The 23,018-nt window shown below is 50.2% G+C and carries 20 protein-coding genes; 8 read left to right on the forward strand and 12 right to left on the reverse strand.

Translation table 11 applies throughout. The annotated features are described in order from the left end of the window. Nucleotides 1-232: 232 nt before the first annotated feature. The 5 genes from ilvD to J7445_RS04300 all read right to left on the reverse strand — a co-directional run bounded on the left by ilvD (nt 233) and on the right by J7445_RS04300 (nt 6,596). Complete coding sequence (gene ilvD / locus J7445_RS04280; protein ID WP_209283195.1) at nt 233-2,092, reverse strand: dihydroxy-acid dehydratase; 1,860 nt, start codon at nt 2,090-2,092, stop codon at nt 233-235. A 303-nt stretch (nt 2,093-2,395) separates the two neighbouring features. Further along, nucleotides 2,396-3,850, reverse strand: a complete 1,455-nt coding sequence (locus J7445_RS04285) for a LutB/LldF family L-lactate oxidation iron-sulfur protein (RefSeq protein ID WP_070656557.1) — start codon at nt 3,848-3,850, stop codon at nt 2,396-2,398. Next, nucleotides 3,847-4,548, reverse strand: a complete 702-nt coding sequence (locus tag J7445_RS04290; protein WP_019271229.1) for a LutC/YkgG family protein — start codon at nt 4,546-4,548, stop codon at nt 3,847-3,849. Before J7445_RS04290 ends, J7445_RS04285 begins: the two co-directional genes overlap by 4 nt. Further along, on the reverse strand, nt 4,545-5,324 hold the full coding sequence (locus J7445_RS04295) for a (Fe-S)-binding protein (RefSeq protein WP_003743122.1): 780 nt from the start codon (nt 5,322-5,324) through the stop codon (nt 4,545-4,547). Before J7445_RS04295 ends, J7445_RS04290 begins: the two co-directional genes overlap by 4 nt. Before the next feature lie 306 nt (nt 5,325-5,630). Continuing rightward, nucleotides 5,631-6,596, reverse strand: coding sequence for an IS30 family transposase (locus J7445_RS04300; protein ID WP_209283084.1), 966 nt, complete (start codon nt 6,594-6,596; stop codon nt 5,631-5,633). A gap of 238 nt (nt 6,597-6,834) precedes the next feature. Between J7445_RS04300 and J7445_RS04305 the strand changes: the two genes are divergently transcribed. Next, nucleotides 6,835-8,244: an MFS transporter gene (locus tag J7445_RS04305; protein ID WP_070656555.1), complete on the forward strand. Its 1,410-nt coding sequence runs from the start codon at nt 6,835-6,837 to the stop codon at nt 8,242-8,244. Nucleotides 8,245-8,530: 286 nt separating this feature from the next. Then, nucleotides 8,531-10,084: a YdgA family protein gene (locus tag J7445_RS04310; RefSeq protein WP_070656553.1), complete on the forward strand. Its 1,554-nt coding sequence runs from the start codon at nt 8,531-8,533 to the stop codon at nt 10,082-10,084. 295 nt (nt 10,085-10,379) lie between these two features. Here J7445_RS04310 and J7445_RS04315 read toward each other — a convergent pair whose 3' ends face one another. Next, entirely contained in the window at nt 10,380-11,921 is a 1,542-nt protein-coding gene (locus J7445_RS04315; RefSeq protein ID WP_019271233.1) for an L-lactate MFS transporter, read from the reverse strand. 183 nt (nt 11,922-12,104) lie between these two features. Between J7445_RS04315 and J7445_RS04320 the strand changes: the two genes are divergently transcribed. The 4 genes from J7445_RS04320 to trxB all read left to right on the forward strand — a co-directional run bounded on the left by J7445_RS04320 (nt 12,105) and on the right by trxB (nt 15,724). Then, complete coding sequence (locus J7445_RS04320) at nt 12,105-12,386, forward strand: hypothetical protein (RefSeq protein ID WP_019271234.1); 282 nt, start codon at nt 12,105-12,107, stop codon at nt 12,384-12,386. A gap of 228 nt (nt 12,387-12,614) precedes the next feature. Next, nucleotides 12,615-13,340 (forward strand): hypothetical protein, encoded by a 726-nt coding sequence (locus J7445_RS04325; RefSeq protein WP_019271235.1) that lies wholly within the window; start codon nt 12,615-12,617, stop codon nt 13,338-13,340. A gap of 153 nt (nt 13,341-13,493) precedes the next feature. After that, nucleotides 13,494-14,495, forward strand: coding sequence for a porphobilinogen synthase (hemB, locus tag J7445_RS04330; protein WP_019271236.1), 1,002 nt, complete (start codon nt 13,494-13,496; stop codon nt 14,493-14,495). Nucleotides 14,496-14,773: 278 nt separating this feature from the next. Continuing rightward, the gene (gene trxB / locus J7445_RS04335) at nt 14,774-15,724 is read left to right on the forward strand and encodes a thioredoxin-disulfide reductase (RefSeq protein ID WP_070656551.1); all 951 of its coding nucleotides are present in this window, start codon (nt 14,774-14,776) and stop codon (nt 15,722-15,724) included. Nucleotides 15,725-16,067: 343 nt separating this feature from the next. On the opposite strand, the gene ftsH is transcribed toward trxB, so the two are convergent. Both ftsH and J7445_RS04345 read right to left on the reverse strand, forming a co-directional pair. After that, nucleotides 16,068-18,023 (reverse strand): ATP-dependent zinc metalloprotease FtsH, encoded by a 1,956-nt coding sequence (gene ftsH, locus J7445_RS04340; protein WP_070656549.1) that lies wholly within the window; start codon nt 18,021-18,023, stop codon nt 16,068-16,070. A gap of 64 nt (nt 18,024-18,087) precedes the next feature. Then, a complete protein-coding gene (locus tag J7445_RS04345; protein WP_070497978.1) occupies nt 18,088-18,708 on the reverse strand; it encodes an RlmE family RNA methyltransferase in 621 nt (206 codons plus the stop codon). Between the two features lie 108 nt (nt 18,709-18,816). Between J7445_RS04345 and yhbY the strand changes: the two genes are divergently transcribed. Beyond that, entirely contained in the window at nt 18,817-19,101 is a 285-nt protein-coding gene (gene yhbY, locus J7445_RS04350; RefSeq protein WP_016688281.1) for a ribosome assembly RNA-binding protein YhbY, read from the forward strand. Nucleotides 19,102-19,306: 205 nt separating this feature from the next. Here yhbY and J7445_RS04355 read toward each other — a convergent pair whose 3' ends face one another. Continuing rightward, on the reverse strand, nt 19,307-20,218 hold the full coding sequence (locus J7445_RS04355; protein WP_209283196.1) for an IS3 family transposase: 912 nt from the start codon (nt 20,216-20,218) through the stop codon (nt 19,307-19,309). After that, nucleotides 20,122-20,472: a helix-turn-helix domain-containing protein gene (locus J7445_RS04360; RefSeq protein WP_209283097.1), complete on the reverse strand. Its 351-nt coding sequence runs from the start codon at nt 20,470-20,472 to the stop codon at nt 20,122-20,124. The genes J7445_RS04355 and J7445_RS04360 overlap by 97 nt, the downstream gene beginning before the upstream one ends. Before the next feature lie 171 nt (nt 20,473-20,643). Here J7445_RS04360 and J7445_RS04365 point away from each other — a divergent pair, with 171 nt between their 5' ends. Beyond that, a complete protein-coding gene (locus tag J7445_RS04365; protein ID WP_209283197.1) occupies nt 20,644-21,651 on the forward strand; it encodes an IS5 family transposase in 1,008 nt (335 codons plus the stop codon). A 160-nt stretch (nt 21,652-21,811) separates the two neighbouring features. Here J7445_RS04365 and J7445_RS04370 read toward each other — a convergent pair whose 3' ends face one another. Then, complete coding sequence (locus tag J7445_RS04370) at nt 21,812-22,183, reverse strand: hypothetical protein (RefSeq protein ID WP_070654418.1); 372 nt, start codon at nt 22,181-22,183, stop codon at nt 21,812-21,814. Between the two features lie 175 nt (nt 22,184-22,358). After that, nucleotides 22,359-23,015 carry a MarC family protein gene (locus J7445_RS04375; protein WP_003741339.1) on the reverse strand — a complete coding sequence of 219 codons (657 nt, stop codon included), beginning with the start codon at nt 23,013-23,015 and terminating at the stop codon, nt 22,359-22,361. Nucleotides 23,016-23,018 lie beyond the last annotated feature (3 nt).

Consider the following 23,018-nt stretch of genomic DNA (forward strand, 5'->3'; position numbering starts at 1 on the left):
GTCAGGTCGTCTGAAAAATAGTTTTCAAACGACCTGACAGATGGGTGTCAAATTTGCGCAGCCTTTTGCCTAATTTTCCGTCAGATACCGCTTGAAACTTTTTCGACCGATACAAGCAGTAAAATAAATCGTTGAAAGGTAAGTCATGGATACTGTTTCGCGATAAGGATTGATTCAAATCGGAAAAAAGGCAGGAGGTTTTCAGACGACCTCCTGCCTGTAATATACCGAATCAGCGCTCGATTTGCGATACGTCGCGCACCGCGCCTTTGTCGGCGGAAGTCGCCATGGCGCCGTAGGCACGCAAGGCGGCGGAAACGTAGCGGTCGCGGTTTTCCGGCTTCCACGCTTTGCTGCCGCGCGCTTCCATTTCGGCGCGGCGTTTTGCGAGTTCTTCGTCGGACACTTTCAGGTTGATGCTGCGGTTGGGGATGTCGATTTCGATGGTGTCGCCTTCGTGCACCAAACCGATGGCGCCGCCTTCCGCCGCTTCAGGCGAAGCGTGGCCGATGGACAAGCCTGATGTGCCGCCTGAGAAGCGTCCGTCCGTCAGCAAGGCGCAGGCTTTGCCCAAGCCTTTGGATTTCAGATAGGAAGTCGGATACAGCATTTCCTGCATACCCGGGCCGCCTTTCGGACCTTCGTAGCGGATAATGACGATGTCGCCGGCGACGATTTGGTTGCCCAAAATGCCTTCGACGGCGGCTTCTTGGCTTTCAAACACGCGGGCGCGGCCGGTGAATTTGAGGATGCTCTCGTCCACGCCTGCGGTTTTCACCACGCAGCCACGCTCGGCGATGTTGCCGAAAAGTACTGCCAAACCGCCGTCTTGCGAGTAGGCGTGTTCGACGTTGCGGATACAGCCTTTTTCGCGGTCGAGGTCGAGGGTTTTCCACATGCGGTTTTGCGAGAACGCTTGGGTGGTGCGCACGCCGCCGGGTGCGGCTTTGAAGCGTTCGATGGCGTGGGTGTTTTCGCGATTGGTGACGTCCCATTTTTCAATCGCGTCTTTCAGCGTCGACGCGTGGATGGTGTACACGTCGGTGTGCAGTTTGCCCGCTTTGTCCAATTCTTTCAGGATGGCGAAGATACCGCCGGCGCGGTGCACATCTTCCATGTAGTAGTCGTGGTTATTGGGCGCGGTTTTGCAGATACAGGGCACGACGCGGCTCAGGCGGTCGATGTCGGCCATTTTGAAATCCACACCCGCTTCGTTGGCGACGGCAAGCAAATGCAGGATGGTGTTGGTGGAGCCGCCCATGGCGATGTCCATGGTCATGGCGTTTTCAAACGCTTTTTTTGTGGCGATGCTGCGCGGTAGTACGGTTTCGTCGTCTTGCTCGTAATAGCGTTTGGTGATTTCGACAATCATGCGGCCGGCTTCGAGGAACAATTCTTTGCGGCCGGCATGGGTGGCGAGGTAGGAACCGTTGCCGGGCAGGGACAGACCGAGCGCTTCGGTCAGGCAGTTCATGGAGTTGGCGGTGAACATGCCGGAGCAGGAGCCGCAGGTCGGGCAGGCGTTTTGTTCGACTTCTTCGACTTGCTGGTTGCTGACATTGTCGTCCGCCGATTCAATCATGGCGTCAATCAAGTCCAAGCGGCGTTCGGGCTGGATGTTTGCCACGCCGATGACCTTGCCCGCTTCCATCGGGCCACCGGAAACGAAGATGGTTGGGATGTTCAGGCGCATGGCGGCAATCAGCATTCCCGGAGTGATTTTGTCGCAGTTGGAAATGCACACCAGCGCGTCGGCGCAGTGGGCGTTGACCATGTATTCGATGGAGTCGGCAATCAAATCGCGGCTGGGCAGGGAATACAACATGCCGCTGTGTCCCATGGCGATACCGTCGTCGATGGCGATGGTGTTGAATTCTTTGGCGATTGCGCCCGCTTTTTCGATTTCGCGGGCAACCAATTGGCCCATGTTGTGCAGGTGGACATGGCCAGGGACGAATTGGGTGAACGAGTTGGCAACGGCAATGATGGGCTTGCCGAAGTCGGTTTCCATCACACCGGTGGCGCGCCACAATGCGCGTGCACCCGCCATATTGCGGCCGTGAGTAGAGGTTTTGGAGCGGTAGTCTGGCATTTTGCATTCCTTTATTTATATGATGAGGCCGTATCTAACAGGCAGGCTTCGCATTCTGAAATGCGCTGAAATGATTGCCTGCGACCTATAAAAATAGTTTGGTATTTTATACCAATTATGTTTGGCAAAGAACTGCTATTTTGTAGTAAAACTAAGCAGTATTTGCTTGTCCTGTGTTTGCTTCAATAATAAACAGAAGGTCGTCTGAAATGCTTCTCAGACGACCTTTCTAACTTTTCACAAGAAAAAACTTAGACACATATCATGTTCAAATATGGGTCATTGCCCTTATGATTTTCAGCTTTACGCTTTTTCTTTTTGGCGCATTTTTTCCGCCATCATTTCATGCAGCGTTTTTTTGGCAGGTTTCATCGGAACGCGGTTATCCGTCCAGCCCAGTTGCTTGCTTGGTGTCAATGCACGGAATTTGGTAGCCGCCCAACCGAAGGCGCGGTAAGTTTTGCTGCCGCTGAAAATGCCGTTGAATGTACGCCATGCCATTTGTTCGCCGAATGTATGCGATGCGCCTTGTCCGCGGATAGGATGCGGTACGACCTCGGTCGGCGAACGTTGTGCCTCGACACGCAGACGCTGCATCTGCTCGGTAATCGGGATACGCACCGGACAAACTTCCACACACGCGCCGCACATGGTACAGGCGGTCGGAAGGTCGCGGGTGGCATCCAGACCCAACAAGTGCGGAGAAATAATCTCGCCGATAGGGCCGGGATAGGTTGTGCCATATGCCGCGCCACCGATACGGGTATAAACCGGACAATGGTTCATACACGCGCCACAACGGATACATTGCAAGGTGCGGCGCATTTGATCTTCGGCATAGGCTTGACTGCGGCCGTTGTCGAGCAGAACCAAGTGCATTTCCTGCGGGCCGTCTAATTCTTCACTACGGCGTGGGCCGGTAATCATGTTGAAATAGGTGGTAATGTTCTGACCGATGGCAGAACGTGGCAGCAGGCTGTACAAAGGAGGAACGTCCGACAGCTTGGCTACAACTTTTTCAATACCGGTAATGGCGATATGCACGGGCGGAACGGTGGTACTCAAGCGACCGTTGCCTTCGTTTTCAACCAGACATAGTGTACCTGTTTCAGCAACAGCAAAGTTTACGCCGCTCAAACCAACATCGGCAGTGCTGTAAATATCGCGCAGTGCTTTACGGGCGAAGCCGGTCAGTTGGTCTACGTCGTCTGTTAACGGCGTGCCAAGATTTTGGTGGAAAAGTTCGCTAACCTGTTCTTTGGTTTTGTGGATAGCAGGCATCACGATATGGGTCGGTTTTTCGCCTGCCATTTGGACGATAAACTCACCCAAGTCGCTTTCCACCGCTTTAATGCCTTTTGCTTCAAGATAATGGTTCAGCTCGATTTCTTCGCTAACCATCGATTTGCCTTTGACCATCAGCTTACCGTTTTTGACAGCAATGATGTCGTGGATGATTTGGCAGGCTTCGGATGGAGTTTCCGCCCAGTGTACTTTAACGCCCAACTTAGTCAGGTTTTCTTCCAATTGCTCCAGCAGGGCGGGCAATTTAGACAATGAACGCTGACGGACGTGTTCGCACAAATCACGCAGGTTTTGCAACTCTTCTTCGTCGGACAAAACGGCTTTGCGCTTGGTCATCAGCATATCCATCGCGGTACGCAGACTCTTACGCAAAGGCTTGTCTTGAAGGGAAATTGCGGCGTTTTGTTTGAAAGTTTCCGGCTTCATGTGGAACTTGATGGTTTGCGTAGTCATGCGTTTTCCTCCAAATCGGCAGGGGAAATGTGGTCAGGCAGGATGGCGAGAATGACCAAATCACGCGGACCGTGCGCGCCGTAAGCAAGCGTTAGCTGGATGTCTGCGGTTTTGGACGGGCCGGAAATCAGGAAAACATTGGTCGGCATACCGTTTTCCACCAGTTTTTCGCCTTCGACGGCATTATGGAATTCGTTATACATTTTCGCCGTATCAAACAGGCAGAAATGCACGGGCGGAACAAGGCTTAAAGTACGCGGTTCTTCGGGGCTGGAAAACAGCATCAGTGTACCGGTGCGGGCGATGCCACATTGCGAGCCGCTAAAGCCTGCATCGATGTTCGCGAAAAACTCAGTTTTCCAAGTATCGATTTCGCGCTCGAAAGCAATCGGTTCGATATTGCTGTCCACCAGCGCGGCACGGGCGATTTGTCCGTGTTCGGTCGCCAACGGCAGCAGGATGTTTTTCAAACCTTTGCCTTCGGCTGCTTGACGGAATACTTGCGGCCAGCTGGTTTTGGTCACCCAATAAATTTCGGTTTTGACAGCGCGCATAGCGGCAGCCCAATGTTTCAGGCGCTCAACTTCGCTGTCCCAAGAAACACCCATTTCACGGTAATAATCAAAAACCGCAGGCTCTTCCATCGGCAATGCGTCGGCTTTTTTCAGTTTTGCCAAAATATTTTCGCGCGCGCTCATGCTTTGCCTCCGGTGCGTTCCAACAAGAAGGATGCGATGTGTTTCGGACGCGGCATGTTCGGCTCGTCCTTAGCGATTTTGCCGCCGATGTTCATCATGCAGCCGCAGTCCGCGCTGATGATTTCGGTTGCGCCGGTTTCTTTCAGCGCGGCGACTTTGTCGGTTACCATCGCGCCGGAAATATCCGCTTGTTTGACGGAGAATGTACCGCCGAAGCCGCAGCATTCGCTTTCGTGATCGTGAACGATACGTTCAACGTTTTCCATGCCATCAATCAACTGCCATCCTGAAATATGGACATTCATTTCTCGGCGGGCGGCGCAGGAAGTGTGGACGGCGACTTTGACCGGCTCGCCTTTGTCTTCAGGCTTGTAGCCGATGGCAAGCAAGAAATGAGTAAACTCAATGATGCGGTTGGCACAATCCACCGCTTTGGATTCGTATTCTGTATTTTTAAACAGGGTAGGCCAGTGATGTTTCATCATGCCGCCGCATGAGCCGGACGGTACGACGATCGGCCAGTTTTCGGGGAAGAGGTCGAGTTGCGCTTTGGCGACATCAAACGCCTCGGTCGGATGACCGGAAGAGTAGGCGGGTTGGCCGCAGCAGCTTTGCGCCATCGGGTAATGAACCCGTATGCCTTGCTGCTCGATTAAAGTAATGGCATCCATGCCTGCTTCGGGCATGAAAAGATCGAGGACGCAGGTGCCGAAGAAATAAACATCGGTCGGCTTGCTGTCGAATGTAGTGATTTTGGGTGGAGTGATTGCGCTCATTTTTTCGTTAACGGGAGTACCCGTTTTTCTTTGTATAAATAGATGGCTACTTTAAGTAATTGCATGTAGGCGGTCAAGTATAATTTTAAAAAATAATATTGGAATCGGATGACTGCTAAGACCTAATACCCGCATATATTGAATCGTCTTCATATATGCTAATTATTATCATTATAATTAATATCTAATATATTCATAATTAAACAATACCCGAAATAAATTGCTTATGAACTCACTGCTGTCATAACGACTGTCATTCCATCACTCAACTTCAAAGGTCCTTGGATTCGGATTTCAAGTGCAACACTAGTGTATCAGTGGTTTGAACAGATTCAAGAATAAAACACTTGGCGTTTCGTAGCCAAGTGTTTTTCTTGGCCGGTGGTTCAACTCATCTTGAACCCTGCGTATCTCCCGATCGCTGATGTTTCGGAAATCGGTTTGCTTGGGGAAATATTGTCGGATGAGTCCGTTGGTGTTCTCATTCAGCCCTTTTTCCCAAGAATGGTAGGGGCGGCAAAAATAAGTCTCCGCCTTCAATGCTTTGGCTATTTTGGTGTGTTGGTAGAACTCTTTGCCGTTGTCCATGGTGATGGTGTGCACTCTGGCTTTATGTGCCTTTAATGCCCTAACGGCTGCCAGAGCAGTGTCTTCGGCTTTGAGGCTATCCAATTTGCAGACGATGGTGTAGCGGGTAACGCGTTCGACCAAGGTCAGTAATGCGCTTTTCTGTCCTTTGCCGATGATGGTGTCGGCTTCCCAATCGCCGATGCGGGTTTTCTGGTCGACGATAGCGGGTCGGTTTTCTATGCCGACGCGGTTGGGCACTTTGCCTCTGGTCCATGTGCTGCCGTAGCGTTTGCGGTAGGGTTTGCTGCATATTCTGAGGTGTTGCCACAACGTGCCGCCGTTGCTTTTGTCTTGGCGAAGGTAGCGGTAAATGGTGCTGTGGTGGAGCGTGATTTGGTGGTGTTTGCTCAGGTAGGCGCATACTTGTTCAGGACTGAGTTTGCGGCGGATAAGGGTGTCGATGTGCTGAATCAGTTGCGAATCGAGCTTATAGGGCTTTCGCTGGCGCTGTTTGGTAGTCCGGCTTTGCCGCTGGGCTTTTTCGGCGCTGTATTGCTGCCCTTGGGTGCGGTGCCGTCTGATTTCGCGGCTGATGGTGCTTTTGTGTCGGTTAAGCTGTTTGGCGATTTCGGCGATGGTGCAGTGGCGGGACAGGTATTGGATATGGTATCGTTCGTCTTGGGTCAGTTGTGTGTAGCTCATGGCAATCTTTCTTGCAGGAAAGGCCGTATGCTACCGCATACTGGCCTTTTTCTGTTAGGGAAAGTTGCACTTCAAATGCGAATCCGCCGTCGTCTGAAACTCGTCGCTTAAAAGTACATTGCTCAAATAATATTCTAAAACTGAATCAGATTTACAATATTATTTGCCAATAGCTGCCTTTTGCTACCCTTATCCTCTTTCAGACGACCTCCTTTCAAATCAGTTACAATTTATCCCTATGAACACAACCGAATCAAACGTTTTGGAAACGCCGCCCGTCCGCCCGTCCCGCTGGCTGCCCCTGCTTTTGGCGATTGCGATTTTTATGCAGATGCTGGACGCGACGATTCTGAACACAGCCCTGCCCGAAATCGCCAAAGATTTCCAAGTATCGCCGCTCAATATGCAGCTGGCGGCGATTTCCTATACGCTGACCGTCGCCCTGCTGATTCCTTTAAGCGGCTATTTGGTGGACAGGTTCGGCACTAAAAACGTATTTTTCGGTTCAATCGGCATTTTTATGCTCGGATCGGCATTGTGTGCGGCGGCAGCCAATCTGCCCATGCTGGTGATGGCGCGGGTGATTCAGGGCATAGGCGGGTCGATGTTGGTACCCGTGCCGCGCCTGACGATTTTGCGCGTGTACGACAAATCCCAACTCTTAAACGCCATCAATTATGCCGTGATGCCCGCGCTGATCGGCCCGATATTCGGTCCTTTGGTCGGCGGCTATTTGGTGGAATACGCATCTTGGCATTGGATTTTCCTGCTGAATCTGCCGATAGGGCTGCTCGGCGTCTTGCTGGGCTGGCGGATTATGCCCGATGTCAAAGGCAAAAATACGGTTCTGGACTTGAGCGGCTACCTGACTTTCGCTTCGGCGGCGTGTCTCTTGATGTTGGCAGTGGAAATGGTGTCCCATTCTGGCGCAGTTTGGTTTTCGCTCTTGCTCGCCATCGGCGGTACGGCATTCGCCCTGCTCTACTACCGCCACATGAAAACCGCCGCCAATCCGATTTACGCGGCGGATTTGTTCCAAGTCCGCACTTTCCGACTGGGTTTGACAGGCAACCTGTTCAGCCGGCTCGGCATCAGTTCCATCCCCTTTTTGCTACCGCTATTGTTTCAAGTCGCATTCGGATTCGCCGCCAGCGTATCCGGCTGGCTGGTCGCCCCCGTCGCTTTCGCCTCGCTTGCCGTCAAACCGCTCATCAAGCCCCTGATGTCGCGCTTCGGCTACCGCAACGTGTTGATTTGGAACACGCGCTTCCTCGCGATATTGATTATGCTGCTAGCCCTACCCGATGCGGACACGTCTTTAATCGTCTGGATTGCATTGCTGCTCCTGATTGGTACTTGCAACTCCATCCAGTTCTCCGCCATGAACACCCTGACCATCGCCGACCTGCGCGCGCACCAAACCGGCAGCGGCAACAGCCTGATGGCAGTCAACCAACAACTCGCCATCAGCCTCGGCATTGCGCTCGGCGCGCTTATCCTGCAAAACTGGTCGCAAAGCAGCTTCACCGCAGGCAACCTCCACCTTTCATTTCGCCTTACCCTCCTTTCCATCGGCTTGATTACACTCATCTCCAGCACCATATTCAGCCGCCTGCACATTTCCGACGGACGCAACCTAACCGACTGAACATTTCCCAAAACCGAAAAGGTCGTCTGAAAGATATTCCACGCCTTTACCCGCAACACCCATTCGGCAAAGCAACTGACGGAAACAGTAAAAACTGCACCTGAACATCAGTCAAAATTCAATACAGACATATCCAAACATTACCCGCCAACACCTACCTAACAATCAAAAAACAGCCCGAAAATTTTCAGACGACCCATATTCTTCATAGGAAGCCGCCACACTAAAAAGACAAGCAAAGCAAAAAATGCTATGCTTAATGCTTTCAATCTGTGTGTCTGAAGCAATGAAAAAGTATCTTATCCCGGTTGCTGCCGTAGCCGTAGCAGCCGTACTTGGCACCCCCTACTACCTCGGCATCAAAGCAGAGGAAAGCCTTACCGCACAACAAAAACTCTTACAAGAATCCGGTTTTCTAACCGTAGAATCGCATCAATACGAACGCGGTTGGTTCAGCGCAACGGAAACCACCGTTATCCGCCTGAAACCTACTCTTCTTCAAAATACGCAAAAATACCTGCCCGACAACCTGAAAACCATCCTGCAAGAGCCGATTACGGTTATCAACCACATCAGCCACGGACCGTTTGCCGGCGACATAGGCACTCAGGCGCACATCGAAACCGAGTTCAAATATCACCCTGAAACTGAAAAAGCATTATCACGCTTTTTCGGTAAACAAACTCCGGTAACGATGAGCAACACCATCTATTTCAGCGGCAGCGGCAAACTGGATTTGAGTATCCCCGCTTTCGATTACGAAGAGCTTTCCGGCATCAAGCTGAACTGGAAAGGTCTGAGCGGGCATACCGACTATAAAAAAGATTTCCAAAGTTATAGCCATGACTATCTGGCTCCCTCCCTTCAAGTCAAACTGGCGGACAAGGGCGACATTTCTCTGGAAAACCTACATTTCCAATCTGAAACCACAAGCGGCCTCAACAAACTGTCTTTAGGCAAAAGCAGCACTACGCTGGATAAATTCCTGCTCCAGTGGAAAGACAACATCGATTACAACATCAAACTGAATGAATTGGTGAACTTGGTTACCAATCTGCAAATCGGTGCGTTTATCAATCCGACAGGCAGCATCCCTCCGTCAAAAATCGAAGTCAGCAAACTGAAATTTGAAACCGATACTCACGAAGCGGACAAATTCATCAACAGCGAAGGCCGCTTCCAATTTCAAGACCTGACTTACGGCGATGAAAAATACGGCCCATTGGACATCAATATTGCCGCCGAACACTTGGATGCCTCCGGCCTTCTTGCGCTGAAAAATAAATTTGCCGAAATCGCAGATAAAAAAATGAGCGAAGAAGAAATCCAAAACTCCTTGATACAGACCGCCAAGAACGAGGCTTCAAGCCTGTTTACCAATAATCCTATCTTGAATGTTAAGACCTTCAAATTCACTATGCCTCAAGGCGATGTCGATGTCAGTGGCAAACTGCTGTTTAAAGGTCTGGCAACAAAAGATTTGAACAGCCTCAGTGATATGCTGAAAAAAACCGAAGCCGGATTTGACATGGCGGTTCCCCAAAAACTGCTCGAACAACTGGCAATCAGTCAGGCACGCAGTATTTTCAGCGTCAATCCCGACGACGAGGCAAATGGGCAGGCAGGTATCGAAGACGTTACCGAAACCCTGCGCCTAATGGTGGACAGCACCATCCGCAGCATGGCGGACGAAAAATATCTGGCGCTGGAAAACGGTACAGTCAAAACCAAGATAACTTTGCAAAACAACGAATTGAAGCTTAACGGCAAAGTCCTGAAAAATGATCCTGAACCGGATTTTGATGATACGGATATGGTTTCCGAACCATCCCATCCATAAACCGAAAGGTCGTCTAAAAATTCAGACGACCTTTTTTCTTAGCAGGTTTAATTTATAGTAAATATACAAAATAAGAATGACTCTTTCGTTATTCTCTCTAGGCAAGAGGACTCTGATTTTTAGAAATATTCAAAAATCGCCCTAATTTCGAATTTCCAAACTCCCTCCCCGCAAAAATGACTAGATGGAAAGTCCTTATATGAACCTGTTATATCAACACAGCCTACAATTACAGCCAATATCAAAAAGGTCGTCTGAAAACTCTTCAGACAACCTTTTTCTCATCAATCCGCTTTTAACGGAACAACCCCAATGCCTTAACGAACACCATCACCACGCCGTAAACCAGCGGGACGCCGACCAAAGTCCAACGCCACCAAACCGAAAAACCGCCTGCCGCGACTTTTTCCTGCAACAAGTAGGCATCGGAAACAGCAGTTTCGTCATCGGGGTTACCACTGTGCGCCGCTGTTTTGATGTCGGTTTCGTGGTGTTTTTCATGGACGGACTTGACGGCAAGGTTACACAGCAAACCGACAATCAACAATCCTGCCATGATATACATGGTTACACTGTATGCCTGCGCGGCAGGAACACCGCTGTCGATTTGGCTTTGGCGGATGTAGTTCACCAAGACCGGACCGATCACGGCAGCGGTTGACCAAGCCAGTAAAATACGCCCGTGAATCGCGCCGACCTGATAAGTGCCGAACAAGTCTTTCAAATAAGCCGGAATCGCGGCAAAACCGCCGCCATACATGGAAATGATGACGCAAAATCCAATAATAAACAAAGCCTTGTTTCCGCTCTCGCCAATGGACGGAACAGCAAAATACAGCAGCGAGCCGAGTACAAAAAAGATGGTGTAGGTATTTTTACGTCCGATTCTGTCGGAAACGCTGGACCACAAAAACCGTCCGCCCATATTGAACAAACTCAAAAGGCTGACGAAACCTGCCGCCGCCCCCGCGCTGATTGCCGCTTGTTTACCGACCGACGCTTCTGAAAACAGCTCCTGAATCATGACCGAAGCCTGCCCCAAAACGCCGATACCGGCAGTTACATTCAGGCACAACACCCAAAACAACAGCCAAAATTGCGGCGTTTTCATCGCTTGGGAAACATTAACATGATTGGTGCTGACCAGTTTGTTTTTAGTTTTAGGCGCGACATAGCCTTCAGGCTTCCAACCCTCCGTCGGCACGCGGATGGTGAATGCGCCGAACATCATCAACACGAGGTAAAACAGTCCCAACACAACAAAAGTCGGCGCGACACCGACCGAAACGTCGTCTGAAAACGCATTCATCAACGATACGGACAAAGGCGAAGCAAGCATCGCACCGCCGCCAAATCCCATAATCGCCAAACCCGTCGCCATGCCCGGTTTGTCGGGAAACCACTTCATTAAAGTGGACACCGGGCCGATATAGCCCAGCCCCAAGCCGATGCCGCCGATCACGCCGTTGCCCAAATACAGAAGAAACAGATTATGCGTACTGACGCCGAGTGCCGACACAAAAAAACCCAAGCTGAAACAGCACGCCGCAACAAACATCGCCTTGCGCGGTCCGACACGCTCCATCCAAGTGCCGAACAACGCGGCAGACGCGCCCAGCATAGCCAGCGCGATACTGAAAATCCAGCCCACAGTCGTCAGCTTCCAATCCCCGGCTGCGGATTCGGTAATGCCGATAAGCTTGGTCAGCGGCGCGTTAAACACGGAATACGCATAAATCTGCCCGATGGCAAGATGCACCGCCAAAGCGGCAGGCGGCACCAGCCAACGGTTAAAACCCGGCTTGGCAATCGTCGCCTCACGGTCTAAAAATTTCATAAAAGCCTCTTGATATCGAATGAAAAACAGCGTTCTCCGCGAGGAAAACGCCTTAAATTGTTGACAATATTGTACCACGCTTCCGCATGGGCTTTACTCCGCCTAACATGAGTTTTTTGAGTAAGAAAGAGAAAAATCATTCATAATATGCACTTACTCCCACCTAATCATGCACGCTCCCACATGACTTTTATCGCCCTTACCAATATTTTTCTGATTATCTTATTTGTTTTCACCATGCTGTTCGTTCGGTGGCGCAACCATAAACTCAAGCAGGCATACCTCGCACGGCTTCTGAAACAGCCTGAAACTTTCGAATGGCTCTCACGCAATCTGAGCGGCGATGAAGTCAAAGATATTCAAGCAATCCTCACACATTTCGGTTTGCCATTACAAGAATCCAAACAACTCATTAATATTTTCCACAGTCAAAATCCCGGCAAAATGTATAGTGGATTAAAATAAAAATGAGACAAGGCGGCAACGCCCGTCGTGTACAGATAGTACATAAGGGCGTTGGTAACGCCGTATCGTTGCAATTTTAATCCACTATAACACCTATTTTCAGACGACCTCGACTTTCCTATTAAGCAACCATTCAAGCCCAAATCCCTCCGCTTGAAAAATATTTTGCTATTGACTACATTTTTGTGTTAAATAACGTAATCTGTCACTAAACAATAATATCTCATTATGGCAAACATTAAACTCAAAACACATATTTCTTACATCCTACTCGCTTCCGCATTGCTTTCCGGCTGCCATACTTATCAGGTAGACCAAAGCCGTCGCAGCAAAATCGCGCAATTTGCCATCAACCACCCTGTTGCGGCGCAAGTGATCGGCGTTGAAGACAAAAACTCGACCAACCTGACCAGCAACGCCGCACGCTTTGCCACCCGGACCGGTTTAGACGACCGTGCCAACGGCGAAGGACGCGGGACGCAGGTCAATGCCGTCCGTCAAGCCCTATGGCAAGCCGCTATTTCCTCCCAATTTGACAGCGAAATTGCAAACAGGGCTGGCAATGCCTATCTGACCGATATGGAGATTCGAGAGGGCAAAACCGATTATTACAGCCGTTTTCTTGCCGACCAAGCTGTTGATCAGCGCAACAACCGTATCGGACGCAGCATCGGCAGCGGCAAGCCCGGTGCGGACATGAAAGCACTCCTGCAAAGTGTTTTGTTCTACTACCACAAGGTAGGTCTGTGGACCGCCTCCGAAGTCAAAGCTTCCGGCCGTAAAGTATGGAGAATCAGCCAAGAAAAATTAAGCGAAGCAGAATATCGACGCGCTTTGAAAAACATCGCTCCGCTGAACACCAACGGAATGGTGCCGAACGAACAAAACCTCAAAACGGATACGTTCAAAGAAATTAAAAAAACGGTCAAAGTGATTACCAAAGTCGAAGACTGATTCGTATCAACATTCTATCTACTGCTTCAGTAATCTCCCAAAACGGCGTAAACTGTCGCAAACCCATTTTCAGACGACCCCTGCTTGCAAAGAGGTCGTCTGAAAACATTTCTCCTGCCGATTTAGCTGTTTTCAGAAGGACAAAGGACGATTATGAACTTCCCACCGCGTTACGTTTCCGCCACCCGTATGCGCCGCATGCGCAAAGACGACTTCTCCCGCCGCCTGATGCGCGAGTATACCCTGACCGCAGACGATTTGATTTATCCCGTTTTCGTACTCGAAGGCAGCAACCAAGAAGAAGCCGTCCCCTCCATGCCCGGCGTGAAACGGCAAAGTTTGGACAAATTATTGTTCACCGCCGAAGAAGCCCTCAAGCTCGGCATCCCCATGCTGGCACTCTTCCCCGTCGTTACCCAAAATAAAACCGAATTGGCGGAAGAAGCTTACAACCCCGAAGGACTCGTGCCGACCGTCGTACGCACCCTGCGCGAAAAATTCCCCGAACTCGGCATCATGACCGACGTCGCACTCGACCCCTACACCATCCACGGGCAAGACGGACTGACCGATGCAAACGGCTACGTCCTCAACGACGAAACCATCGAAGTTTTGGTGAAACAAGCCTTGTGCCATGCCGACGCAGGCGCGCAAGTCGTCGCTCCGTCCGACATGATGGACGGCCGCATCCTCGCCATCCGCGAAGCCCTTGAAGACGCGGGACACATCCACACCCGCATCATGGCGTATTCCGCCAAATACGCTTCCGCTTTTTACGGCCCGTTCCGCGATGCGGTCGGCAGTTCCGGCAACTTAGGCAAAGCCGACAAGAAAACCTACCAAATGGACCCCGCCAACACCGACGAAGCCCTGCACGAAGTCGCCCTCGACATTCAGGAAGGCGCGGATATGGTGATGGTCAAACCCGGCCTGCCCTATCTTGACGTTGTCCGCCGCGTCAAAGACGAGTTTGGCGTACCGACCTACGCCTACCAAGTTTCAGGCGAATACGCCATGCTTCAAGCCGCGATTCAAAACGGCTGGCTGGACGGCGAAAAAGTCATACTCGAAAGCCTACTCGCCTTCAAACGCGCCGGCGCCGACGGTATTCTGACTTATTACGCTCTCGAAGCGGCCAAATTGCTTAAAAAATAAAACGCAAATAACGGCATAGGTTTTCCTGTAAACTATCCCAATGCCGGACATTGTAAAGCCAGCAAGAAGCTGATTGAAAAGCAAAAGGTCGTCTGAAAATGTTCAGACGACCTTTCTTGAATACACTTTCCCGATAACTAATTTACCATTCACGATCGACCCTTGTTAATTTCAATACTGCCAACATATCCACCATCATGCCAAAGGACGCAGCTTAGATTTTCAAGTAAAATCTACCTCGTCTGAAACACACTCAATCTCAAAGTAAGGAAAACATCATGAGCAACCATCACAAACTCATCATCCTCGGCTCAGGTCCTGCCGGCTACACCGCCGCCGTCTATGCCGCCCGCGCCAACCTCAAGCCCGTCATCATTACCGGTATCGAACAGGGCGGACAACTGATGACCACCACCGAAGTCGACAACTGGCCTGCCGATGCCGAAGGCGTACAAGGCCCGGAACTGATGGCGCGTTTTCTTGCTCATGCCGAGCGCTTCGGCACTGAAATGATTTTCGACCAAATCCACACCGTTGATTTGCAAAACCGCCCCTTCACCCTCAAAGGCGACATGGGCGAATACACCTGCGATGCGTTGATTGTCGCTACCGGCGCATCTGCCAAATATCTGGGGCTGCCCAGCGAAGAAACCTTTGCGGGCAAAGGCGTATCCGCCTGCGCGACCTGTGACGGTTTCTTCTATAAACAACAAGACGTGGCAGTCGTCGGCGGCGGCAATACTGCCGTAGAGGAAGCCCTTTACCTCGCCAACATCGCCAACACCGTTACCCTGATTCACCGCCGCGACAGCTTCCGCGCCGAAAAAATCATGGTGGACAAACTCATGCAGCGCGTTGAAGAAGGCAAAATCATCCTCAAGCTCAACAGCAATCTGGATGAAGTCTTGGGCGACGAAGGCGGCGTTACCGGCGCCCGTCTAAAACACAATGACGGCACTACCGAAGACATCGCCGTCAAAGGCGTTTTCATCGCCATCGGCCATAAACCCAACACCGATATTTTCAAAGGCCAGCTCGATATGGACGAAACCGGCTACCTAAAAACCAAAGGCGGTACGGGCGACAACGTCGGCGCGACCAATATCGAAGGCGTATGGGCGGCAGGCGACGTCAAAGATCATACCTACCGCCAAGCCATCACCAGCGCGGCCTCAGGTTGCCAAGCCGCACTTGATGCCGAACGCTGGCTCGACCGCCAAGGGTTGTAAAACAACTCTGTACTGGGTAAAAGTAGCCCGATTAACTCATTTCAAACGGACAGGCTGCGAACCCGATGTCCACATGGCATTATAAAAAGTAAAGCATAAGAAAAGGTCGTCTGAAAGATTTTTAGCGAAACCCGCTATATTCATTTTCAGACGACCTTTTTGTTTAAATCAGGATGTTTCAAACAGAGCAACCACATTACAACCCTCTAATTCTGACAACCGTCATTCCTCTTTCTACTTATAACAATAAAACTATACAAACTGTACTTCCTCGCCTTACCTGTTTTGTAACAGTCATAATAAAATAAAAACGGCAGCTTTAATAAGCTGCCGTTTTCCATATTTATGATTTATTTGCCGAGTCTTCAAAAGACTCAATTGGAGCAGATTCCTGAGCAACTGTTTCCTGATGTTCAGACTCTGTTTGAAGTTCGGATGGTTCCGCATTATCCTGACGTATATTGTGGCTATAATCTTTAGGTGGGCTAGGCTGTTTGCCTGCCATAATTTCCAACACTTGATCACGATCGATGGTTTCCCAATCCATTAAGGCTTTGCACATGGTTTCCATTTTATCGCGGTTTTCATCAAGGATTTTGTAGGCCACCTGATATTGTTCGTCCAAAATACGGCGTACTTCAGCATCAATATCTTGTTGCGTTTTTTCGGAAATGTTTTGAGAACGGGTAACGCTGCGTCCCAAGAACACTTCACCTTCATTCTCTGCATAAACCATTACGCCCATTTTATCGCTCATGCCGTAACGGGTTACCATTTCCCGCGCTATTTGCGTAGCACGTTCGAAATCATTGGACGCGCCGGTGGAAATACGGCCGACGAAGATGTCTTCGGCAATACGACCGCCGAACAAGATGGAAAGCTGGCTCAGCATTTGGTCTTTGTACATGCTGATACGGTCGCGTTCGGGAAGCTGCCAAGTCAAACCGAGCGCACGGCCGCGCGGCATGATGGTTACTTTATGAACGGGATCAGTAAACGGCAGGCTTTCGGCAACAATCGCATGACCTGCTTCATGGTAGGCAGTCGCACGTTTTTCGTCTTCATGCATTACCATGCTGCGGCGTTCGGGACCCATGTAGATTTTGTCCTTGGCATCTTCGAAATCGCTTTGGTCGACTTTGGTTTTATTCCGACGGCCTGCAAACAGGGCGGCTTCATTAACCAAGTTGGCCAAATCCGCACCGGAAAAACCGGGAGTACCTCGGGCCAAAGAACCCAAATCGACAGATGCATCCAAAGGCACTTTTTTTGCGTGTACTTTCAAAATCTGTTCACGACCACGGATATCGGGTAGTGGAACCACCACTTGTCGGTCGAAACGGCCGGGACGTTGCAAGGCGGGATCTAATACGTCCGGACGGTTTGTTGCGGCAATGACGATAACCGTCTGGTTGCTTTCAAAGCCGTCCATTTCTACCAAAAGCTGGTTCAAGGTTTGTTCGCGCTCATCATTACCGCCGCCCAAGCCAGCACCGCGCTGACGGCCGACAGCGTCGATTTCGTCAATAAAAATGATACAAGGGGCGTTTTTCTTCGCTTGTTCAAACATATCGCGCACGCGGCTTGCACCGACCCCGACGAACATTTCAACAAAGTCAGAACCTGAGATGCTGAAGAACGGTACGCCTGCTTCGCCTGCGATGGCTTTTGCCAGCAAAGTTTTACCTGTCCCTGGGCTGCCCGCCAGTAAGATACCGCGCGGAACGCGTCCGCCCAAACTTTGATAACGGCTTGGAGCTTTCAGGTAATCAACGATTTCCTGCACTTCCTCTTTTGCCTCATCACAACCGGCAACATCGGCAAAGGTAACTTTGTTGGCATCTTTGTCCAGAAGGCGGGCACGGCTTTTACCGAAAGAGAATGCACCACCCTTACCGCCGCCACCGCTTTGCATACGCATAAAATAAAACCATGCGCCAATCAACAACAATACCGGCAACAGGCTGTAAAACAGGCTGGCGAGCATGCTTGGTTTTTCTTCGGGGATAACGTTGACGCGGACTTTATTGTCCAAAAGCGTTTTAACCAAATTATCGTCCAAAGGCGCATTGGTGAAGAAAGAGGTTTTATCGGTACGCTCGCCTTTAATCAGATAACCGCTGACGACTGAGCCTTCGATATTGACATTGGCTACTTCACCGTTGTTCACCTGTTGGATAAATTGAGAGTATTCGATTTGCTGCTTGTTTTCCTGCTTGCTGGTCAGAGCGTTGAATGCGGCCATCAGACCGACGCACAAAGCAACCCAGAGCAGAATTGACTTAAAGGTATTCCCCACTTAGCCAGGCTCCATGATATAAAGATAAACGAAAGAAAGATTTTAAAACACGCTGCCTGTATTGTCAGCGTTTATTTTTTCCTAATAAATAAATCTCACTGGAACGATTGCGCGATGCCTCGGGCTTGCGCGTCTGCACCGTTCCGAAGATTTCGCGCATGGCTGCCATATATTCCTGATAGCCCGCTCCCTGAAATACCTTCACCAAAAAGCTGCCGCCCGTTTTTAAATGATTGACGGCAAAGTCCAAAGCCAGTTCGCACAAGTAAAAGCTGCGGGCTTGGTCGGTTACGGCGTTACCCGACATATTGGGTGCCATATCGCAAATTACAAGGTCTAGCGGACGGCCGTCCAGCAAGGTCTCAAATTGCGCCAATACTTCGTCTTCTCTGAAGTCCCCCTGAATAAAAGAAACACCTTCTATTTCATCCATAGGCAGGATATCCAATGCGAACACGCGCCCTGAATTGCCGACCAGTTTTGCCGCGACTTGCGACCAGCTTCCCGGCGCGCTGCCTAAATCCGCCAAAACTGTGCCGGGTTTGATTAATTTGTCTTTTTCGTTGATTTCCAGCAGTTTATATGCGGCGCGGGCGCGATAACCGTCTTTTTGCGCCATGTGGACGTAATGATCGTTTACGTGTTCGTGAAGCCAGGCTTTTGATGATTTTGAACGTACTGCCATAATTTATTTGATGATATAGAGAAACGCCGTATTGTACGTTATTTTCCCCCGAGATTGCGCCAAATCGCGTACAATGCCGCATTATTCTTTCTTTTCAAGCATTAGAACATGACTGACAGTAAATTAAGCACCAAAGAAATTTTGGAATTGAAAGCCCGCGCCCATCACCTTCATCCCGTTGTAATGGTTGGACAACAAGGTTTGACCGAGTCCGTTATCAAAGAAACCGATGCCGCCCTGACAGCGCATGAGTTAATCAAAGTCCGTGTATTCGGCGACGACCGCGCCGAACGCGTTGAAATTTGCAATGCGTTGTGCGAAGCCGTCGATGCGCAACTGGTTCAGCATATCGGTAAGCTGTTGGTGTTGTGGCGTAAAAACTTGGAGGCTTAAGAAAGCGTTTGGTTCCAAACAATGAGAGTTCGTCTGAAAAACTATCAAGGCTTTCAGACGACCTTCGTTTAATAAATCTTGCAATCAGTATAGAAACAACAGCAGAATATTTATCCCCTGATATAAACCTGATATAAAAGGTCGTCTGAAAAGCAGAATCCGGTATGAACTGACCCCAAAATCTTGGACACTCATAAAAGCCTTTTCAGGCGCTCTGTGCAAGCTGGGTTCTGTATGCGACAGGACTCAGCTTTTTCAATTTCAAACTGCAACGCTCCCGGTTGTAGTAATCCATATAATCATCTATCTGTTTCATCAATTCGTCCACCGTCAATTCTCCTGCACGGTAGAAACACTCCGTCTTCAGCACCGCAAACTTCAGCACCGCAAAGAAGCTTTCCATCGGTGCATTGTCCCAACAGTTCGCCTTTCGCGACATGCTTTGCACCATGGAATGCTCCGCAAGCAATTCCCTATACCCCGCCGTACGGTACAGCACACCTTGGTCGGAATGCAGCATCGTTCCCTTATCAGTCAGACGGGGTGCGGCTTTTTCGAGCATTTCCTTCACCATTTCGCTGTTAGCATTGCGGCTCATGGCGTAGGCGACGATTTCTCGGTTGAACAAGTCCAAGATTGGCGAGAGGTACAGTTTGCCGTCGCTCCCTTTGAGTTCGGTCACGTCGGTCAGCCATTTTTCGTTGGGCTTTCGGGCTTTGAACCGGCGTTTGAGGAGGTGTTCCGATATTTCGCCCATGGCGGGATGGCGGTAGGCTTTTTTCGCCCGTATTTTGGCTTTCAGCCCCATCTGTTTCATCAACCGAGCTGCTTTTTTGCGGTTCCAATCCAATGCTGCGGCAATGCGCCTTTGCCCGTAGCGTCCTTTATGCCGTTCGTAGATTTCGGCGATAAGGGCTTTGTCGGCTTCATCGGGGTCGGGTCGGTCTTGGTGATGGTAGTAAAAGCTGCTTTTGGGCAGGTTTGCGATGTGCAGCAGGTATTTGAGCGGGTGTTGCGCCCTCAGTGCTTGGACGGTTTGGCTTTGTCCTTTTCGGTCCGCTTTGGGCTGAGGGCTTTTAACTCCTTTAGGTAGGCAACCTCTGCGCGCATATAGCACAACTCTTCGATAAGCTCTGCCTGTGTTTTTTCGTTGTCGGGTTTGTCGGCGATGAAGGGGTTTTTGCGGTGTTCGGTCATGGTTTTGGATTGTGGATGTTCGAGTGCGCCGATGCCGCCTTCCTGATAGGCGCGTATCCATCGCCGCAGGTGGGTTCGGGAGATGCCGTAGTGGTCTGCGGTACGCTGTTGGCTGCGTATGTGCAGGTAGTGGAGTACGGCTTGGTATTTGAAGTGTAATGTATATTTGCTCATAAAAAACTGCACCTTGTGAGTTGGAGGGGATGTGTCCAACTTTTGGGGTGCAGTTCAAAGTTTCAGACGACCTTCTTTATTGTCTATATGGCAAAATAGAAACAGAATGAGACCTTTGCAAAATTCCCCAAAATCCCCTAAATTCCCACCAAGGCATTTAGGGGATTTCTCATGAGCACCTTCTTCCAGCAAACCGCACAAGCCATGATCGCCAAACACATCGACCGCTTCCCACTATTGAAGTTGGATCAGGTGATTGATTGGCAACCGATCGAACAATACCTGAATCGTCAAAGAACCCGTTACCTTAGAGACCACCGCGGCCGTCCCGCCTATCCCCTGTTGTCCATGTTCAAAGCCATCCTGCTCGGACAATGGCACAGCCTCTCCGATCCCGAATTCGAACACAGCCTCATCACCCGCATCGATTTCAACCTGTTTTGCCGTTTTGACGAACTGAGCATCCCCGATTACAGCACCTTATGCCGCTACCGTAACTGGCTGGCGCAAGACGACACCCTGTCCGAATTGCTGGAACTGATTAACCGACAACTGGCCGAAAAAAAACTAAAAGTAGAGAAAGCATCCGCCGCCGTCATTGACGCCACCATTATTCAAACTGCCGGCAGCAAACAGCGTCAGGCCATAGAAGTCGACGAGGAAGGACAAGTCAGCGGACAAACCACACCGAGTAAGGACAAAGATGCCCGCTGGACAAAGAAAAACGGCCTCTACAAACTCGGTTACAAACAACATACCCGTACCGATGAGGAAGGCTATATCGAGAAACTGCACATCACTCCCGCCAATACCCATGAGTGCAACCATCTGTCCCCTTTGTTGGAAGGCCTAAGCGAAGGTACGACCGTCTATGCCGACAAAGGCTACGACAGTAAGGAAAACCGGCAACATCTGGAAGACCATCGGTTGTTAGACGGCATTATGCGCAAAGCCCACCGCAACCGTCCGCTGACGGAAGCGCAAACCAAACGCAACCGATATTTGTCAAAGACCCGTTATGTGGTCGAACAAAGCTTCGGTACGCTGCACCGTAAATTCCGCTACGCCCGGGCAGCCTATTTTGGTCTGTGTAAAGTGAGTGCGCAAAGCCATCTGAAGGCGATGTGTTTGAACCTGTTGAAAGCGGCTAACAGGCTAAGTGTGCCTGTTGCCGCCTAAAAGGCGGCCCGGATGCCTGATTATCGGGTATCCGGGGAGGATTAAGGGGGTATTTGGGTAAAATTAGGAGTAATTAGGAGCGTAAATAGACGAAAACCTGTGTTTGGGTTTCGGCTGTCGGGGGAAGGGCTTTTTTGCAAAGGTCTCAGAATGTTCTGTTTTATCTCAATCCGTTATGTTCGGAATGAAGCTGCATCCTCCTGTCCGCTTCGGCTGACAAAACGCCTTTGACCATACGGAAGTGGGAGGCGGCTTTTTCCATATCCGTGCCATTCGGCAGCTTGATTGCGATGCCATTGAAGTTTCTATATTCATAAACAATCTTTGCCCCATATTCGCGGACTGCGTTCATAAGCCTTTCCGAACCGGTTTCGGGGTCATAAAAAATAATCAGGGTATTCGTAGCTTCTGTCGTTTCTAAAAGTGAAGATGATGAATGCGGCTGCCTCTCGGGATGCAGTATGCTGGTTGACGTACAGGCAGCAAGCGTAAAGGCAGGCAAAACGACATAAATCAAATCGCGTTTTTTCATAATATTTCAGATTTTTGATGAGGCATTGTTTCGACAATATATCCAAAGTCGGGACAACTGAAGAATATTGCAGGACATGTCGTCTGAAAACACAAAACCTGTTTTCAGACGACCTTCCCCTTGATAAAGATAGATAAATACGCGGTAAATTTTGCTTTCTGCACAATCCGACGCACTAACCTGCCAGTTGCGGGAAAATGGATTTCAATCCGGCAACGATGATTTCTACGGAGACGGCGGCAAGCATCATGCCCATGATGCGGTTGAGGATGGTTAGTCCTGTCGTGCCCAGTTTTTTGCTGATTCTTCCGGCGACAACGAGGATGGCGTAGCAAATCAGACTGACGAGGAAGCCTGCTGCAAGGATCAAAGCAATATCGCTGTAATTTTTGGCGGCTGAGGCGTAGATGATGACGGTGGAGATACCGCCGGGACCGATGGTGATGGGGATGGCAACGGGAACGACGGCGATGGCTTTGGCGTTTTTCTGGATGTGTTGTACAACACCCTCTTCCTTGTCTCCACCGATATTTTGTTTGGCAGGGTTGTCGTTGCCGTTCATCATGGAGATGGCGATGAGCAGTACCAAAATACCGCCGCCGACTTGGAAGGAGCCGACGCTGATACCCAATATTTTCAACAACATTCCGCCCGTTAAGGTGAAGACGGTAATGACGATGAAGACGGCGAGTGCGGCAGTGCGGGCGATGCGGCGTTTTTCTTTGGTGCTGTGATCCTGTGTCAAATCGAGGTAAATCGAAAGCGCGCTGAACGGGTTGATCAGTACAAGGAAGGCAACCAAAAGTTTGCCGATTTCTACACCTAATTCCATTTT

It is taken from the genome of Neisseria sicca, assembly GCF_017753665.1.
GTDB classification, from domain to species: domain Bacteria; phylum Pseudomonadota; class Gammaproteobacteria; order Burkholderiales; family Neisseriaceae; genus Neisseria; species Neisseria flava.

Coding starts and splice junctions, on each gene's coding strand:
- J7445_RS04295 (WP_003743122.1), bottom strand. CDS start 5,324: ATGAGCGCAATCACTCCACCCAAAATCACTACATTCGACAGCAAGCCG.
- J7445_RS04300 (WP_209283084.1), bottom strand. CDS start 6,596: ATGAGCTACACACAACTGACCCAAGACGAACGATACCATATCCAATAC.
- trxB (WP_070656551.1), top strand. CDS start 14,774: ATGAGCAACCATCACAAACTCATCATCCTCGGCTCAGGTCCTGCCGGC.
- J7445_RS04310 (WP_070656553.1), top strand. CDS start 8,531: ATGAAAAAGTATCTTATCCCGGTTGCTGCCGTAGCCGTAGCAGCCGTA.
- J7445_RS04320 (WP_019271234.1), top strand. CDS start 12,105: ATGACTTTTATCGCCCTTACCAATATTTTTCTGATTATCTTATTTGTT.
- J7445_RS04370 (WP_070654418.1), bottom strand. CDS start 22,183: ATGAAAAAACGCGATTTGATTTATGTCGTTTTGCCTGCCTTTACGCTT.
- J7445_RS04360 (WP_209283097.1), bottom strand. CDS start 20,472: ATGAGCAAATATACATTACACTTCAAATACCAAGCCGTACTCCACTAC.
- J7445_RS04285 (WP_070656557.1), bottom strand. CDS start 3,850: ATGACTACGCAAACCATCAAGTTCCACATGAAGCCGGAAACTTTCAAA.
- J7445_RS04315 (WP_019271233.1), bottom strand. CDS start 11,921: ATGAAATTTTTAGACCGTGAGGCGACGATTGCCAAGCCGGGTTTTAAC.
- J7445_RS04345 (WP_070497978.1), bottom strand. CDS start 18,708: ATGGCAGTACGTTCAAAATCATCAAAAGCCTGGCTTCACGAACACGTA.
- yhbY (WP_016688281.1), top strand. CDS start 18,817: ATGACTGACAGTAAATTAAGCACCAAAGAAATTTTGGAATTGAAAGCC.
- hemB (WP_019271236.1), top strand. CDS start 13,494: ATGAACTTCCCACCGCGTTACGTTTCCGCCACCCGTATGCGCCGCATG.
- J7445_RS04365 (WP_209283197.1), top strand. CDS start 20,644: ATGAGCACCTTCTTCCAGCAAACCGCACAAGCCATGATCGCCAAACAC.
- ilvD (WP_209283195.1), bottom strand. CDS start 2,092: ATGCCAGACTACCGCTCCAAAACCTCTACTCACGGCCGCAATATGGCG.
- J7445_RS04375 (WP_003741339.1), bottom strand. CDS start 23,015: ATGGAATTAGGTGTAGAAATCGGCAAACTTTTGGTTGCCTTCCTTGTA.
- J7445_RS04325 (WP_019271235.1), top strand. CDS start 12,615: ATGGCAAACATTAAACTCAAAACACATATTTCTTACATCCTACTCGCT.
- J7445_RS04290 (WP_019271229.1), bottom strand. CDS start 4,548: ATGAGCGCGCGCGAAAATATTTTGGCAAAACTGAAAAAAGCCGACGCA.
- J7445_RS04305 (WP_070656555.1), top strand. CDS start 6,835: ATGAACACAACCGAATCAAACGTTTTGGAAACGCCGCCCGTCCGCCCG.